The 13,505-nt window shown below is 70.6% G+C and carries 13 protein-coding genes; 7 read left to right on the top strand and 6 right to left on the bottom strand.

Going from position 1 to position 13,505, the window contains the following annotated elements:
* Nucleotides 1–40 precede the first annotated feature (40 nt).
* Nucleotides 41–1,489, bottom strand: a complete 1,449-nt coding sequence (locus tag ACWC5O_RS32815) for a multicopper oxidase family protein (RefSeq protein WP_450581128.1) — start codon at nucleotides 1,487–1,489, stop codon at nucleotides 41–43.
* Between the two features lie 88 nt (nucleotides 1,490–1,577).
* Nucleotides 1,578–2,717 (bottom strand): hydrolase, encoded by a 1,140-nt coding sequence (locus ACWC5O_RS32810; protein WP_450581129.1) that lies wholly within the window; start codon nucleotides 2,715–2,717, stop codon nucleotides 1,578–1,580.
* Between the two features lie 228 nt (nucleotides 2,718–2,945).
* Here ACWC5O_RS32810 and ACWC5O_RS32805 point away from each other — a divergent pair, with 228 nt between their 5' ends.
* From ACWC5O_RS32805 to ACWC5O_RS32790, 4 genes are all read left to right on the top strand, one after another.
* The gene (locus ACWC5O_RS32805; protein WP_450581130.1) at nucleotides 2,946–3,395 is read left to right on the top strand and encodes a lipocalin-like domain-containing protein; all 450 of its coding nucleotides are present in this window, start codon (nucleotides 2,946–2,948) and stop codon (nucleotides 3,393–3,395) included.
* Between the two features lie 12 nt (nucleotides 3,396–3,407).
* Nucleotides 3,408–4,343, top strand: coding sequence for an NADP-dependent oxidoreductase (locus ACWC5O_RS32800; protein WP_450581131.1), 936 nt, complete (start codon nucleotides 3,408–3,410; stop codon nucleotides 4,341–4,343).
* A 96-nt stretch (nucleotides 4,344–4,439) separates the two neighbouring features.
* On the top strand, nucleotides 4,440–5,384 hold the full coding sequence (locus ACWC5O_RS32795) for an alpha/beta hydrolase (RefSeq protein ID WP_450581132.1): 945 nt from the start codon (nucleotides 4,440–4,442) through the stop codon (nucleotides 5,382–5,384).
* 76 nt (nucleotides 5,385–5,460) lie between these two features.
* Nucleotides 5,461–6,576, top strand: coding sequence for a DUF6081 family protein (locus tag ACWC5O_RS32790; RefSeq protein WP_450581133.1), 1,116 nt, complete (start codon nucleotides 5,461–5,463; stop codon nucleotides 6,574–6,576).
* Between the two features lie 62 nt (nucleotides 6,577–6,638).
* Here ACWC5O_RS32790 and ACWC5O_RS32785 read toward each other — a convergent pair whose 3' ends face one another.
* The 4 genes from ACWC5O_RS32785 to ACWC5O_RS32770 all read right to left on the bottom strand — a co-directional run bounded on the left by ACWC5O_RS32785 (nucleotide 6,639) and on the right by ACWC5O_RS32770 (nucleotide 10,456).
* Nucleotides 6,639–7,577, bottom strand: a complete 939-nt coding sequence (locus ACWC5O_RS32785; RefSeq protein WP_450581134.1) for an aromatase/cyclase — start codon at nucleotides 7,575–7,577, stop codon at nucleotides 6,639–6,641.
* Nucleotides 7,578–7,681: 104 nt separating this feature from the next.
* A complete protein-coding gene (locus ACWC5O_RS32780) occupies nucleotides 7,682–7,939 on the bottom strand; it encodes an acyl carrier protein (protein ID WP_450581135.1) in 258 nt (85 codons plus the stop codon).
* A 31-nt stretch (nucleotides 7,940–7,970) separates the two neighbouring features.
* On the bottom strand, nucleotides 7,971–9,191 hold the full coding sequence (locus ACWC5O_RS32775; protein WP_450581136.1) for a ketosynthase chain-length factor: 1,221 nt from the start codon (nucleotides 9,189–9,191) through the stop codon (nucleotides 7,971–7,973).
* On the bottom strand, nucleotides 9,188–10,456 hold the full coding sequence (locus ACWC5O_RS32770) for a beta-ketoacyl-[acyl-carrier-protein] synthase family protein (RefSeq protein ID WP_450581137.1): 1,269 nt from the start codon (nucleotides 10,454–10,456) through the stop codon (nucleotides 9,188–9,190). The genes ACWC5O_RS32775 and ACWC5O_RS32770 overlap by 4 nt, the downstream gene beginning before the upstream one ends.
* Before the next feature lie 554 nt (nucleotides 10,457–11,010).
* Between ACWC5O_RS32770 and ACWC5O_RS32765 the strand changes: the two genes are divergently transcribed.
* The 3 genes from ACWC5O_RS32765 (at nucleotide 11,011) to ACWC5O_RS32755 (ending at nucleotide 13,477) form a co-directional block, all read left to right on the top strand.
* Nucleotides 11,011–11,214, top strand: a complete 204-nt coding sequence (locus ACWC5O_RS32765; RefSeq protein ID WP_031482971.1) for a cold-shock protein — start codon at nucleotides 11,011–11,013, stop codon at nucleotides 11,212–11,214.
* A 243-nt stretch (nucleotides 11,215–11,457) separates the two neighbouring features.
* Complete coding sequence (locus ACWC5O_RS32760) at nucleotides 11,458–12,990, top strand: DEAD/DEAH box helicase (protein WP_450581138.1); 1,533 nt, start codon at nucleotides 11,458–11,460, stop codon at nucleotides 12,988–12,990.
* A gap of 79 nt (nucleotides 12,991–13,069) precedes the next feature.
* Nucleotides 13,070–13,477, top strand: a complete 408-nt coding sequence (locus ACWC5O_RS32755; RefSeq protein ID WP_450581139.1) for a CBS domain-containing protein — start codon at nucleotides 13,070–13,072, stop codon at nucleotides 13,475–13,477.
* Nucleotides 13,478–13,505 lie beyond the last annotated feature (28 nt).

Genomic DNA, 13,505 nt, shown 5'->3' with positions numbered 1-13,505 from the left:
CCGCTCCTTTCCAGTTCGGTACGCGGGCGCGTGGGCCTCGTCAGGAGCGGACGATGTCGAACTGGCCCATCATGCCCATGGCTCCGTGGTCGATGAGATGGCAGTGGTAGTAGTAACGGCCCAGGTAGGGGTAGGCGAAGCTCACCTGGATGCGGGCCTTCTGGCCCGGCATGACGCTCACGATGTCCTTGAGCCCCGCCTCGCCCGCCCTGGGCGGCGTGCCGTCGATGTCGAGGACACGGAAGTCGACCAGGTGGATGTGGAAGTTGTGCGGGATCTGGTCGACGTTGCTGATCTCCCAGACTTCGGTGGCTCCCTGCTTGACGGTGAAGTCCACCCGGTCCATGTCGAACTCACGCCCGTTGATGAGGCCCGCGCCGGTCGCCGGGTCGAGGGCGAGCGAGAATGCGCGGGTGACCGTGGGTGTGCCGAGGGCGGGCAGCGTGGCCAGCTTGCCGGGCACCCGGCTGGTGTCCCCTGCGGCGTCGCCGACGTCGAACCGCATGATCTGGGCGGTGGTGTCCGTCGGGAACAGGGTGTTCTCCAGCACGATCCGGGTGCCGGCGGAGTACCTGGAGAAGTCCACGACGATGTCGGCCCGTTCGCCCGGCGACAGCGGCAGGCTGGTCGTCGTGACGGGCGCCGGCAGCAGCCCGCGGTCGCTGCCGATCTGCTGGAACGAGTCACCGTTGGAGAGCTTGAACTCGAACGGGCGCAGATTCGAACCGTTGACCAGACGCAGCCTGTACTTGCGGGCGCGGACCCGGAAGTACGGCTGCGGCTTGCCGTTCACCAGGATCTGCGGGCGCGAGGTGAACAGGTGGTCGAAGTAGAGGGAGCCGTCGTCGTTGAGGCCGACGTCACGGATCATGATGGGCACGTCGTAGCCGCCACTCGGCAGGCCCAGCGCGTCCTCGTTCGCGTCGCCGAGGAGATAGAAGCCGGACATGCCGCGGTAGACGTGCTCGGCGTCGGTCATGTGCGCGTGGTCGTGGTACCAGAGCGTCGTCGCGACCTGCTTGTTCGGGTACGTGTACGTTCGGGTGGAGCCGGGGGCGATCAGGTCCATCGGACCACCGTCGTTCTCCGGGTCCACCACGGCGCCGTGCAGATGCATCGAGGTGCCGTCGCCGATGCGGTTGGTCTGCCGGACCACCACCGTGCGGCCGGAGCGGGCTCGGATGACGGGGCCGGGCAGCGACCCCCCGTAGGTGAGAACCGTCGATTTCTTGCCGGGCATGATCTCGGTGACCGCCTGCTGCACATCCAGCGTGTAGTAGTCGGTCGTGGTGGAACGGCTGGTCGGCTGGAGCACCTTCGGTACCGGCATCGCCACCTGGAAGGGCGTGATCGGGCCCGCCAGGGCGGGTACGGTACCGGCGACCGGCAGGGTGTCCTGGCGCAGGTTCCGCGCGGCCAGGCCGCCGGTCACCACCAGGGCACCCCCCGTGGCCACCATCAGCTTGAGCATCTCTCGTCGGCTGTTCATTGCGTCTCTCTTCGTGCTTCGTGCTCCCCTGGGGGATCCCCCGGCGCCAGTCCGGCGTAGCCGGACCGGCTTCCCCTTGGTGGGTTTTTCAGGAGGGGAACACCTCTCCCCCGTACACACCGGCGGCAGCCTCGAACTGCAACGCGACATGCGTCGCGGCCGAGTTGACGTCCCGCCAAAAGCGCTGCATCGGACTGTGCTCGGACTGCCCGCTGGTACCGCCGGCGCGGAAGAGCCGGTCCACCGCGGAAACCAGTTGCTGCACCGCAAGCGAGCAGTCGCGCAGGTTGCGCGCCGTCTGCAGCGGGCTCACGGCCGCACCCAGATCGGCCACGGCGGACGCCCGCTCCAGCAGCAGCTGGGCGGCGTCGATCTCCCCGGACGACCGGCTGAGCGTCTGCTCGTGCGCCGCCCGGTTGACCGGCGGCCGGCCCGGAACCGAGGCCGTCCGCAGCTTCTCGCCGATGTACTGCGACCACGTGCGCAGTGCGCCCTGGGCCGCGCCGAGCGTCGGCGTGGCGAACGACAGGCCGTTGGCCGCCTGCAGCGGCACGCTGTGGCAGGCGGCGGTGGAGTCCACGGCCCGTCCCGCGAACAGGTCCTCCCGGCGGAAGGCGCGCGGTGTGGGTACGAACACCTCGTCGAGCACCAGGGTGTTGCTGCCCGTGGCCCGCATGCCGACGCTGGACCAGGAGTCCACGACGGAGTACGCGGAGCGCGGGACGGCGAACATCAGTGCCTGCGGCTCACCGTCGGTCGCGGCCATACCGGCGACCAGCGCCCAGTCGGAGAAGTCGACCGCGCTGATGTAGGGCCACGCGCCGGCCAGCCGCCAGCCGCCGGGCACCTCGGTCGCCTTTCCGGCCGGAGTGAGCGAGCCGACCACCACCGCGTCGGGGCCATCGGCCCAGATCTCCCGGTAGCCCTCGGCGGGCAGGAACGCTGCCATCCGGGCCAGGTTCGCGAAGAGCGAGGCACACCAGGCGGTGGCGGCGCAGGAGGCGCCGACGGTGACGACGGCCTCGCTCAACTCCGTGAACGTGCCCGCGTTTCCGCCCACGTCGAGCGGGACGAAGTGCCGGGCGAAACCGGCCGCGACCACCTCCTTCACCACCTCGGCGTCGAGCCGGCGGTTGGCCTCCGCCGCGGCCGCGCTCCGCTCGGCTGCCTGCGCGACGTCCTTCGCGGCGGACAGCAGACCGGTGTTCGGAAGGGTTCGCTCGGGCATCCCTGCACACTCCTTGGTCTCGCTGGTGGCGCCGACCCTGGCGAGACGCGGTGGAAGGTGGCTTGAACACCGCTGGAACCCGTCCCGGCCGCCGTCGCGCGAGCCTCGCTCGAGTCGCACTCGACCGGAACTCCCTATATCTGGGGCGGTGTTGCGTGCATACCGTTGTCGGTGCGGGGGCCGCGCTCGGGCGCGGACACCCCAAGTACCCGGACGCAGGGAGACAGGGTGCGGTGGGCTGTGGAGGACCTGATCGGCGTGTGGCGCCTGATCTCCTACGTCGATCTCGACGAGGCGGGGGGCAGCCGTGAGGGCCCGCTGGGACCCGACCCCCAGGGCCTGCTGATCTACGGCGACCACGGGCACATGTCGGTGTCGATGATGCGGGGCGATCACGCGACCGTTCCCGCGTCTGCCACGGTCTTCATGGGCTACGCCGGCACATGGCGGCTGGCCGACGGTGTGGTCAAGCACGACGTCAGCGTGAGCGCCCATCCCTTCCAGGTCGGTACCGAGCTGACGCGGGAGGCCGAACTCGACGGTGACCGGCTCGTTTTGCACGGTGTCGCGATCATCGACGGCCGTCCGCAACGCCGCAGGCTGACCTGGCAGCGCGTGCCCGCCCCCGTATCACCGCAGCGTCCGGCAGGCATGTCCTCCGCACAACCTCGCTATTAAGGAGCACAGTCCTTGAAGGCAGTCATCGCCCAGTCGTACGCCCCCGTCGACCAGCTTACGGTCACCGACACGGCAACCCCCACGCCCGGGCCCGGCCAGGTGCTGGTGCGGGTGGAGGCGGCGGGGCTCAACCCGATCGACGTCATCCTGATCACCGGCCGGCTGCGCCAGGTGATGCCCGTCGAACACCCCTTCGTGCCCGGCATGGACGCGGCCGGCGTCGTTGAGGCCGTCGGTGCCGGTGTGACGCGATTCGCTCCCGGCGACAAGGTCGTGGCGTTCACGCACGACACGACGGGCACCCTGGCCGAGCTGACGATCGTCGCCGACGGCCCGGGGCTCGTCCACCGGCCCGAGTCCGTGGACGCGGTCAGCGCCGCGGCGCTGCCGGTCTCCGGGATGACCGCGGCCGCCCTGCTGGAGGCCTCCGGCCTCACGGCCGGCCAGAGCGTGCTGATCGTCGGCGCCACCGGCGGTATCGGTTCCTATCTGGTGCAGCTGGCGGCCGGCGCCGGCGCCGAGGTGGTCGCCACCGCGACGCCGTCCGCCCTCGACCACGTACGGAAACTCGGTGCCGCGCACGCAGTCGACTACACCTCCGCCGACCCCGTCACCGAGGCCCTGCGCCTGTACCCGGGCGGCGTAGACGTGGTCATCGACCTCGTCAACGGCGGCCCCGCAGTCGAGAAGACGGCCGCCGCGGTCCGCCCGGGCGGCCGGCTGGTCTCCTCGATCGGCGTTCCCGACTCCCTCGAGCGGGACGTGACGCCGGTGCACGTGGGAGTGGAGAACGGCATCGGCCGGCTCGAGGAGCTGGTCGCCAAGGTCGCGGCGGGCGAGCTGACCGTCCACGTCAGCGGCACGTACCCGCTCGCAGACGCCGCGCAGGCCTACGGCGACTTCGCTGCGGGCAAGCACCCCGTCGGCAAGGTCGTCATCACCGTCTGACGCCGGATCCGGCGCCAGACGACGTTTTCCTGAAGGACGGTGCCCGGCCGCGGCGGCGGCCGGGCACCACGGTTCGCCCCTCCTGGAAGGTCTGCCGTGGAGTACGACTACGACCCTGAGCTGGCCCCCTGGGCAGCCAAGTTCCCGGCCGTCGACTACCGCGATCTCGCCGCGGCGCGCACGCTGCTGCGTGCGGCGACGGACAACGCTCCCGCCTACGAACCCGAGCAGCCGGTGGAGGTGACGGACCGGACCGTCCCCGGTCCGCCCGGCGCCCCCTCGGTCGCGGTGCGCGTCTACCGGCCCGCCGGGCGGACCGGGCCGCTGCCCGCGTTGCTCTATCTGCGCTGGGGCGGTTTCGTCTTCGGCGACCTGGACTCCATCCACTCCACGGCACTGCGGCTCGCCGACCGGGTCGGTGCGGTCGTGGTGTCGGTCGGTTACCGCAACGCTCCGGAAGACCCCTATCCGGCCGCCCTGTTCGACTGCTGCGCCGCGCTGGAGTGGACCGCGCGCAACGCTGGAGAACTCGGCGTCGATCCCGACCGCATCGGGGTGGGCGGCGAGAGCGCCGGCGGTGGTCTCGCGGCGGCGCTGACCCTGTTGGCCCGTGACCGCGGCGGCCCACGGCTGAGCTTCCAGTGCCTCTTCCAGCCGGAGCTCGACGACCGGCTGGACACCCTCTCCGCGCGTTCGTTCACGGACACCCCCAAGTGGAACCGCGCCGGGGCCCAGTTGAGCTGGCGGTACTACCTGACGGGGACCGCCGAACCGGGAACCGGCGCGGTCCCGGCGCTCGCCGCCCCGGCCCGCGCCGACGATCTGGGCGGCCTTCCCCCCGCCTTCGTCATGGTCTGCGAGTTCGACCCGCTGCGGGACGAGGGGATCGGGTACGCCCACCGGCTGATCCAGGCCGGTGTGCGCACCGAATTGCGTCACTACCCGGGAACCTTCCACGGTTCCGTGGCGATCGACGCGGAGGTCTCCCGCCGGATGATCACCGACCAGGTCCACGCCCTGCGCCAGGGCCTGGGCACCTGACGGGCCGCCCTCGGCCCACCACGACACGACCACTGCCGGGGCCCGTCCCCGTGTAAGAGAAGGTGAGCGCGTTTCCATGGCACGTAAGAGGAGTCTGAGGCGGCTGCTGACAGCCACGGCGCTGTGCTGCGCGGCGGTGACCGGTACCGTTCCGGCGGCCGCGGCCGACAAGGGGGCGGACTCGACCTCGTACCGCATCACATGGGACGACTTCCGGGGCGGTTTCTCCTCCTCGGGACCCGATGCCCGCTGGACCTTCCCCACGATCGGCTCCTTCGTGACGGACGACGGGAAGACATCGACCTCCAAGAACGGTCTCCACCTCGTCTCCGGCGGCGTCAACCCGACCACGGGCGATCCGGCCTTCACCCACACCGTGGGCCAGGAGAACAGCGACGGCTCGGGACTGCCGGGCAATCTGGACCACGTCAAGTGGCTGGCGTTCACCAACCACACCTCGTCGGCGGGCTACCAGGGCTTCGACGCGGAGCCCGGCCGGGTGCTCTCCTGCGAGACCTGGATGTCGGGCCGGACCTACGGCACCCAGGCGCATCCGTTCGGGGGCCGGGTGGCCGACCCGGATGACGATCTGCGGCTGGCCTCGGTGGGCATGCCGGTCCTCGACCCGGAGACGTCGATGATCTTCGACTTCTTCGTGACGAACAAGCGGGTCTACGCCTTCTACGAGCGGGTCCCCGACAACCGCGCGAAGCTGGGCGACTACGCCGCCTTCACATACGCGATCCCGGTGGCGTCCACCGCGCCCGGCCGGCAGCACCACTTCAAGATCTCCTACGACCGGTCCGCCGGTGTGGTGCGCTGGGTGCTCGACGGACGCGTGGTCTACACCGTGGACCGCATCGGATACCGCCTCCCGTCCCGGAAGAACATGATGCTCGACAACGGCGGCACGGACATGGCGGCGGCGCCGCGCCAGCTCAGCTGCGGCATGGGCCTGTTCACGATCATGGACGGCGGCCGGCCCGGCAGCACCGACGACTCGGCCCTGATCCGGCTGACCAACGCCCCGAACCACTACTACGGCCCGCGGGCCGGCGCTCCGGTCCCGCAGACGTTCTACGACAACGCCAGCGCGCCCGGGAACCGGCTGTTCGGCCAGGGCGCCGGACTGGACATGAGCCGGTACGTCGTCTCCAGCGTCCCGGCGGCCGCGGCCGGCAGCGATCACTGATCCGGCCACAGACACACGAAGGGGCGGTCCGCTGGTGCGGACCGCCCCTTCGTCGTTCCGGATCAGCGGCTGCCCTGGGCGGCCGCGGCCGCGTACGACAGGGTCGTCCTGCTGTTGTTGCCGAGTGCCTCGCGGATGTAGGCGCGGGCGTCGCCGAGGGTGCTGCCCGCCCCGAGTACCTCGGTCACCGCGGCCGGGTTCAGGGCCACCGTGTGGTGGGCGGTCGCCACCGGTCCCTCGTCACCGTCGGAGAAGGTCCACAGGCCGCTGTGGCCGAGCAACAGCTTCGGCATCCTCAGCTGCTTGTAGGCGATCCACTCCCCGTCCTGGCACACCCGGAACGAGCGGGTCGTGTGTGCGGAGCCGTCCGCCGTCACGGTTTCCATCTCCAGCTCCTGGACGCCCGGGGACGGCTCGCTGAGCCGGACGCTGCCGACGTGCGGCAGCCGCTCGGCCCACAGGTCGGCGCGGTGGATGAAGTCGTAGGCCTCGGCCACGCCCGCGCGCAGCGGCAGGACGTCGGTGAACGAGAAGATCACCTCCTGCAGCGGGTGACCCAGGCCCGACAGCCGGGCGAGCGCGGCCAGTTCCTCGGGGCTGTTGCGGTCCAGCGCCGCCATGATCGAGGCCAGCGTCTGCGGGCTGTCGTCAACCGGGGCGAAGTCGTGCACCAGGACGATCTGGCAGCGTCCGTCGGGCAGCTCGCGGAAGATCCACTCACCGCTCATGGAGGCGAACGGCGGTCGGCTGTGCTCCTGGTGGAAGACGATCCGCAGCTCTTCGGGGTGCAGGGTGCGCCGGGAGACCCAGCTGGTGACCTGTCCATTGACCACGGCCCACAGCTGGAAGCGCTCCTGTCGTGGGGTGTGTTCGAAGTGCCGTACGTACACGGTCGGCCCGAACGCCGCGGGCCACAGGGTCACGTCCGCCACCAGGTCGTAGAGCGTGCGGGGCGGCGCGGACACGGTCAGGGTGTGTTCGGTGCGGTGCCGGTTCGTCATGGACGATGAACTCCTTCGGTCTGCCGGGCGGACGCGGAACGACGACGGTGCCCGCACCCGCGGCCTGCGGGGTACGGGCACCGTCCGAGGGGATGGGAAAGGGATCAGGCGGTCGCGGCGACGGACCGGTTGACCAGATCGAGCAGGGCCCGCGGGGTGGCGACCTCGGTGATCTCGTCGTCCGAGAGGTCCACTCCGTACTCCTGGGTGATACGGGCCGCTGTCTCCATCATCGCCAGCGAGTCGTAACCGAGGTCCTGGAACGTCATGTCGAGGATGTCGCCGCTGAGGTCGGCCGCGTCGTCCTCGCCCGCGCACGCCACGAGGATGCGGCGCAGGTCTTCGATGTCCATCATTGCCATGGGTGGTGATTCCTCCTGCGTTGTTGCCTGTTCAGCGAGTGGATGCGGTCACAACGAGGGCCGAGTTGAACCCCCAGCGGCCGCGGGCGAGGATCAGGACCGCTTTGACGGGCATGCTCCGTGCCTCGTGGCGGACCACGTCGAGCCCGTACTCCTCCGGCACGTCGGCGGTGTGCGCGGTCGCCGGTACGACCTGGTCGCGGATGCTCAGCAGGGCGGTGACGACATCGACCGGGCCGCCGCCCGCGTACATCCGGCCGGTGAGGGCCTTCGGCGCGGTCACCGGGACCCCCTTCAGCCCGAAGATCTCGGTGATGGCCTGGGCCTCGGCGCGGTCCAGTCCCGGCAGACCGGCGGCGTCGGCGAACACCACGTCGATGTCGTCGGGCCGCAGCCCGGCGTCGGCGAGGGCGAGTTCGGCGGCCCGGCGCAGCGTGGGGGGCCGGTCGGAGCCCGGCCGCGGGTCGAACGTGGACGCGTAGCCGGCGATCTCACCGTAGATCTGCGGGGCGCCGCGCCGGGCGGCCGAGTCGGCGTTCTCGACGATGAGGATGCCGCCGCCCTCGCCGGGCACGTATCCGCTCGCCCTGCGGTCGAACGGCAGGTAGGCCGCCGCCGGGTCGTCCACGGTGCTGACCCGGCCGCCGGCCAGTTGCGAGGCCCAGCCCCATGGGTCGAAGGCGGAGTCGACCCCGCCGGCGAGCACCAGTTCGGTGCCGTTGCGGACGGTACGGCGGGCATGCCCGAGGGCGTCGAGGCCCCCTGCCTGCTCGGCGACGAGGGCGGCGCTCGGCCCGCGCATGCCGTTGCGGATGGAGATCTGGCCGGTGTTGACCGCGTAGAACCAGGCGAAGGACTCGTAGACGCTGACGAACTCCGGTCCCTTGCTCCACAACTTGCGGAACTCACGGTGGGTGAAGTCGAATCCGCCCTGGGCGTTCGAGGTGACCACGCCCATGCTGTAGTCCGCGAGCGTGTCCGGCCCCACGGCGGCGTCCGCCAGCGCCCAGTCGGCGGCGGCGAGCGCGTACCGGGTCGACACGTCGGTCTGCGGCAGCAGCCTGCTCGGCAGGTGTTCCTTGGCGTCGAAGTCCGTGATCTGACCGGCCAGCCGGGAGGTGTAGCCCGACGTGTCGAAGCGGGTGAGCTCGCTGATCCCGCTCTCGCCGGCCAGCACGGCCTTCCAGTGCTGGTCGCTGCCGAGCCCGGTCGGCGCGGCGACCGCGATTCCAGTGATCACCGTGGCGCTCATGCCGATGCTCCCTTGGGACGGTGGAGGACCATGGCGCTCTGGAACCCGCCGAAACCGCTGCCGACGGTCAGGACGGTGTCCACCCGCTGTTCGCGCGCGGTCAGCGGCACGTAGTCCAGGTCGCACTCGGGATCGGGAATGTGCAGGTTGGCGGTCGGTGGCACCACGTTGTGCCTGATGGCCAGCGCGCACGCGGCGATCTCGATCGATCCGATGGCTCCGAGCGAGTGCCCGACCATCGACTTGATGGAGCTCACCGGGACGTCGTAGGCGTGCGGGCCGAGGCTGCGCTTGAACGCGGCGGTTTCGTGCCGGTCGTTCTGCTTGGTCCCCGATCCGTGAGCGTTGACGTAGTCGATGCCGGTGGGGTCGGTCCGGGACTCGTCGAGCGCGACCCGGATGGCCTCGGCCATCTCACGGCCGTCCGTCTTCAGGCCCGTCATGTGGTAGGCGTTGCAGCGGGTCGCGTAGCCGCCGACCTCCGCGTAGATGTGGGCGCCGCGGCGCACCGCCCGCTCGTACTCCTCGAGCACGAACATCGCGGCGCCCTCGGCCAGCACGAAGCCGTTACGGGAGCCGTCGAAGGGCCTGGATGCCCGGGCGGGATCGTCGTTGCGCGGAGTTGTCGCCTTGATCGCGTCGAAGCAGGCGACGACAATGGGCGAGATCGGCGTGTCCGCGGCACCGGCCAGAACGATGTCGGCGGAGTCCTCCCGGATGAGCTGGACACCGTAGCCCACCGCGTCGAGTCCGGAGGTGCAGCCGTCCGACACCATGGTCGCCGGGCCCTCCGCGCCCACCGCCCAGGCGACCTCGGCGGGCATCACGCCCGGGCTCAGATAGTCGAACATGTGTGGGGACATGTAGTCCATGTCGACGAGCCACTTGCGGCCCGCGTCCGACATGACCAGATACTCGTTCTCCAGGCTGGTGGCGGAGGCGACCGCGCTGCCGAGGCTGACGCCGATCCGGGCCGGGTCGACCACGTCGAACTCCAGCCCGCTGTCGGCCACCGCATCACGCGTGCAGACGACGGCGAACTGGCTGGCCCGGTCCATCCGGCGGATCTCCCGGGGACTCAGCCCCTCGGCCACCGCGTCGAAGTCCACTTCGCCCGCGATGCGGGAACGGAAGGCGCCGGCGTCGAAGGCCGAGATCGTGCGAGTGGCGGTACGCCCTGAGGACAGCAGGTCCCAGAACTCCTTCGTTCCGGAGCCGCCCGGGGCACGGACACCGATACCAGTGATCACTACGCGCCTGGTCATCGGGTACTCCGGGCGCGAGTGGAGCCGGGGCGGTGCCCCGTGGGCAGACGCCGCAGCCGACCCCGGCTTCCCTCCATGCAGAACATCGCAGTTCGTTCCTTTCGCGTAACGGAGCTCGCGCTCTCCGGCGGAACCGCGCCGAAGGTTCCAGCAGGCTCGCTCCGACTGCTCGAGCCGGGCTCGAAGAAGAGTGGACGTACCGGATGTGCCGATCCGCGATCAGCCGCCGGAGGGTGCCCTCGGCTCCCCCTCGGCTCCCTCCTCCCGGCAGGGTCACGCGGCCATGAACTGCCGCATCATCTCCCGCGCGGCGCGGATACCTGGTCCCGCCAGTACAGAATTACGGACCCCGCGGGACAAGAATGACCAGACGCTCGGGAAAACGCAGAGGTTCTGCCACCCCACCTGTGTTAGCGTGATAGCAGTTGCAGTTTTGGTTACCAGAGATTTTGTTCTTTGCAGAGCTTTCCGGATCTTTCCGGAGGGGTGATCATCGCGGCGACTCGGCTTCGCAAAGTGCGGAGTCCGGCACTGCCCCCCAAGGGAGATTCAATATGGCATCTGGCACCGTGAAGTGGTTCAACGCGGAAAAGGGCTTCGGCTTCATCGAGCAGGAGGGTGGCGGCCCCGACGTCTTCGCCCACTACTCGAACATCGCCACCCAGGGCTTCCGCGAGCTTCAGGAAGGCCAGAAGGTGACCTTCGACGTCACGCAGGGCCAGAAGGGCCCGCAGGCCGAGAACATCGTTCCCGCCTGACACTGACGCGAACCGTCGCGAGCCAGTGGTTCGCGCATCACATGGCTGGGGCCCGCACTCTTGGGGTGCGGGCCCCAGCCCATTGTTTTACCGCTTTCCGGACTGTCCGGATCGCCGGCCGCCCCGGCTTCAGCGCCACGAGGCGCGGCACTTCTATTTTTCTTCGGCTCATTCTTGCGAATCCTCGTACGGTCACCACCGTCGGACGGAATTCCTCGATACGCCGCATCGAGGAAGGTTCCGATGAACCGCACCCGTCGCACCGACGGCACTTCCGGTGGCTTCCGCGCGGACAGAAGGTCCACGCGTTCGGCAGGCTCCGCTCCCGGCAGCCGCTTCCGTACGCAGGGGGCGGGCCGCCAGGGTCCCCGTCCGGGCACCGGACGAAAAGGCAGCCAGGGCGCACGTCCCACCCCGCGCCGGCAGGAGTTCGCCCTGCCGGTCACCCTCACCGAGCCGCTGCCGGCGGTCGAGACGTTCGCCGAACTGGACATGCCCGCAAGGCTGTTGGCCGCGCTCGGCACCGAGGGCGTGGCCGTGCCCTTCCCGATCCAGGCGGCCACACTGCCGAACGCGCTGGCCGGCCGGGACGTCCTGGGGCGGGGTCGTACCGGCTCGGGCAAGACGCTCGCCTTCGGCCTGCCGGTGCTGGCTCGTCTGGACGGACAGCGGGCCCAGCCCCGGCAGCCGCTCGCCCTCGTCCTCGTCCCCACCCGGGAACTGGCCCAGCAGGTCACCGACGCACTCACCCCCTACGCCCGCGCCCTGCAGCTGCGGCTGGCCACCGTGGTGGGCGGCATGTCGATCGGCCGGCAGGCGAGCGCGCTGCGCGGCGGCGCCGAGGTCGTCGTCGCGACGCCCGGCCGCCTCAAGGACCTCATCGAGCGAAGGGACTGCCGGCTGGACCGGATCGCCGTGACCGTCCTGGACGAGGCCGACCAGATGGCCGACATGGGGTTCATGCCGCAGGTGACCGAACTGCTCGACCAAGTCCCTTCCAATGGACAGCGGTTGCTGTTCTCGGCCACCCTGGACCGCAACATCGACCTCCTGGTACGCCGCTACCTCCACGACCCCGTCGTGCACTCGGTCGACCCGTCCGCGGGAGCCGTCACCACCATGGAGCACCATCTGCTGCACGTGCACGACGCCGACAAGGACACCGCCGCGACCGAGATCGCCGCACGCGACGGCCGCGTGATCATGTTCCTGGACACCAAGCACGCGGCCGACCGGCTGGCCAAGCACCTGCTGTCCGTAGGGGTGCGTGCCTCGGCCCTGCACGGCGGCAAATCCCAGACACAGCGCAACCGGACGCTCGCCCAGTTCAAGGACGGCCACGTCACGGTCCTGGTGGCCACCAACGTCGCCGCCCGCGGAATCCATGTCGCGGGCCTGGACCTCGTCGTGAACGTCGACCCTCCCGGCGACCACAAGGACTACCTCCACCGCGGCGGCCGTACCGCACGCGCCGGCGAGTCCGGCACCGTGGTCACCCTCGTCCTGCCGCACCAGCGGCGCGCGATGGACCGCCTCATGGCCGACGCCGGCATCGCTGCGCGCACCGTCCGGATCCGCCCGGGCGAGGCCGAGCTGCAGCGCATCACCGGTGCCCGGACCCCCTCCGGCGTACCCGTCGTCCTCGCCACACCGGTCGACGGGCGTCGTGAGGGCAACGGATCCGCCGGTCGGCGCCGAGGCCGGGCCGCCGGCCGTGGTGGGAGCGGTCGGGCCACCGCCCGGGTCCGCCGGCCCGCACCGAGTAACAACCCATAGCCCGAAGACGGGGAAGCGCTCCCTGCGGTCGGGACGAGCCGTCGCCCGCCCTGCCCGCCCCGATGAAGAGGAGAAGCCCTTGACGCCGTTTCCGCCCCGAACACAGCAGGCCGACCGCGCCGACGGCACCGGTCTGACCGCCCGCGACGCCATGCACGCTCCCGGGCCGCAGGTCGACGACCACATGGCGATCGACGTGGCCCTGTCCGTGCTCATCGGTGCGCGCGTCCCGCACCTGCTCCTCCGGGACGAGGACGGGCGGTGCGCGGGACTGGTCACCCGGGCCCAGCTCGCCGCGCACCGCGGCGGCTCGTGGTACAGCAATCGGACGCGGCTGCGGGACATCCCGCTCGACCGCGGACCGTTCACCTCGTCCAAGGCCCCGCTCAGCGCGGCGGAAGCCGCCATGCGGGGCCGGACCCTGGACGTCTCCCCCGTGATCGACGAACACGGCTACGCCTTGGGCATCCTCGCTCTCACTCCCTGACCGTCGTCCGGCCCCGTCCACCCCCGTC

This window comes from Streptomyces sp. NPDC001450 (assembly GCF_053597295.1).
This window is presented reverse-complemented; position numbering and strand designations above follow the sequence as displayed.

Bases quoted from the DNA above. Each gene is read 5' to 3' on its own strand.
- ACWC5O_RS32815 (WP_450581128.1), bottom strand. From the start codon at position 1,489: ATGAACAGCCGACGAGAGATGCTCAAGCTGATGGTGGCCACGGGGGGT.
- ACWC5O_RS32810 (WP_450581129.1), bottom strand. From the start codon at position 2,717: ATGCCCGAGCGAACCCTTCCGAACACCGGTCTGCTGTCCGCCGCGAAG.
- ACWC5O_RS32790 (WP_450581133.1), top strand. From the start codon at position 5,461: ATGGCACGTAAGAGGAGTCTGAGGCGGCTGCTGACAGCCACGGCGCTG.
- ACWC5O_RS32785 (WP_450581134.1), bottom strand. From the start codon at position 7,577: ATGACGAACCGGCACCGCACCGAACACACCCTGACCGTGTCCGCGCCG.
- ACWC5O_RS32780 (WP_450581135.1), bottom strand. From the start codon at position 7,939: ATGGCAATGATGGACATCGAAGACCTGCGCCGCATCCTCGTGGCGTGC.
- ACWC5O_RS32775 (WP_450581136.1), bottom strand. From the start codon at position 9,191: ATGAGCGCCACGGTGATCACTGGAATCGCGGTCGCCGCGCCGACCGGG.
- ACWC5O_RS32770 (WP_450581137.1), bottom strand. From the start codon at position 10,456: ATGACCAGGCGCGTAGTGATCACTGGTATCGGTGTCCGTGCCCCGGGC.
- ACWC5O_RS32765 (WP_031482971.1), top strand. From the start codon at position 11,011: ATGGCATCTGGCACCGTGAAGTGGTTCAACGCGGAAAAGGGCTTCGGC.
- ACWC5O_RS32760 (WP_450581138.1), top strand. From the start codon at position 11,458: ATGAACCGCACCCGTCGCACCGACGGCACTTCCGGTGGCTTCCGCGCG.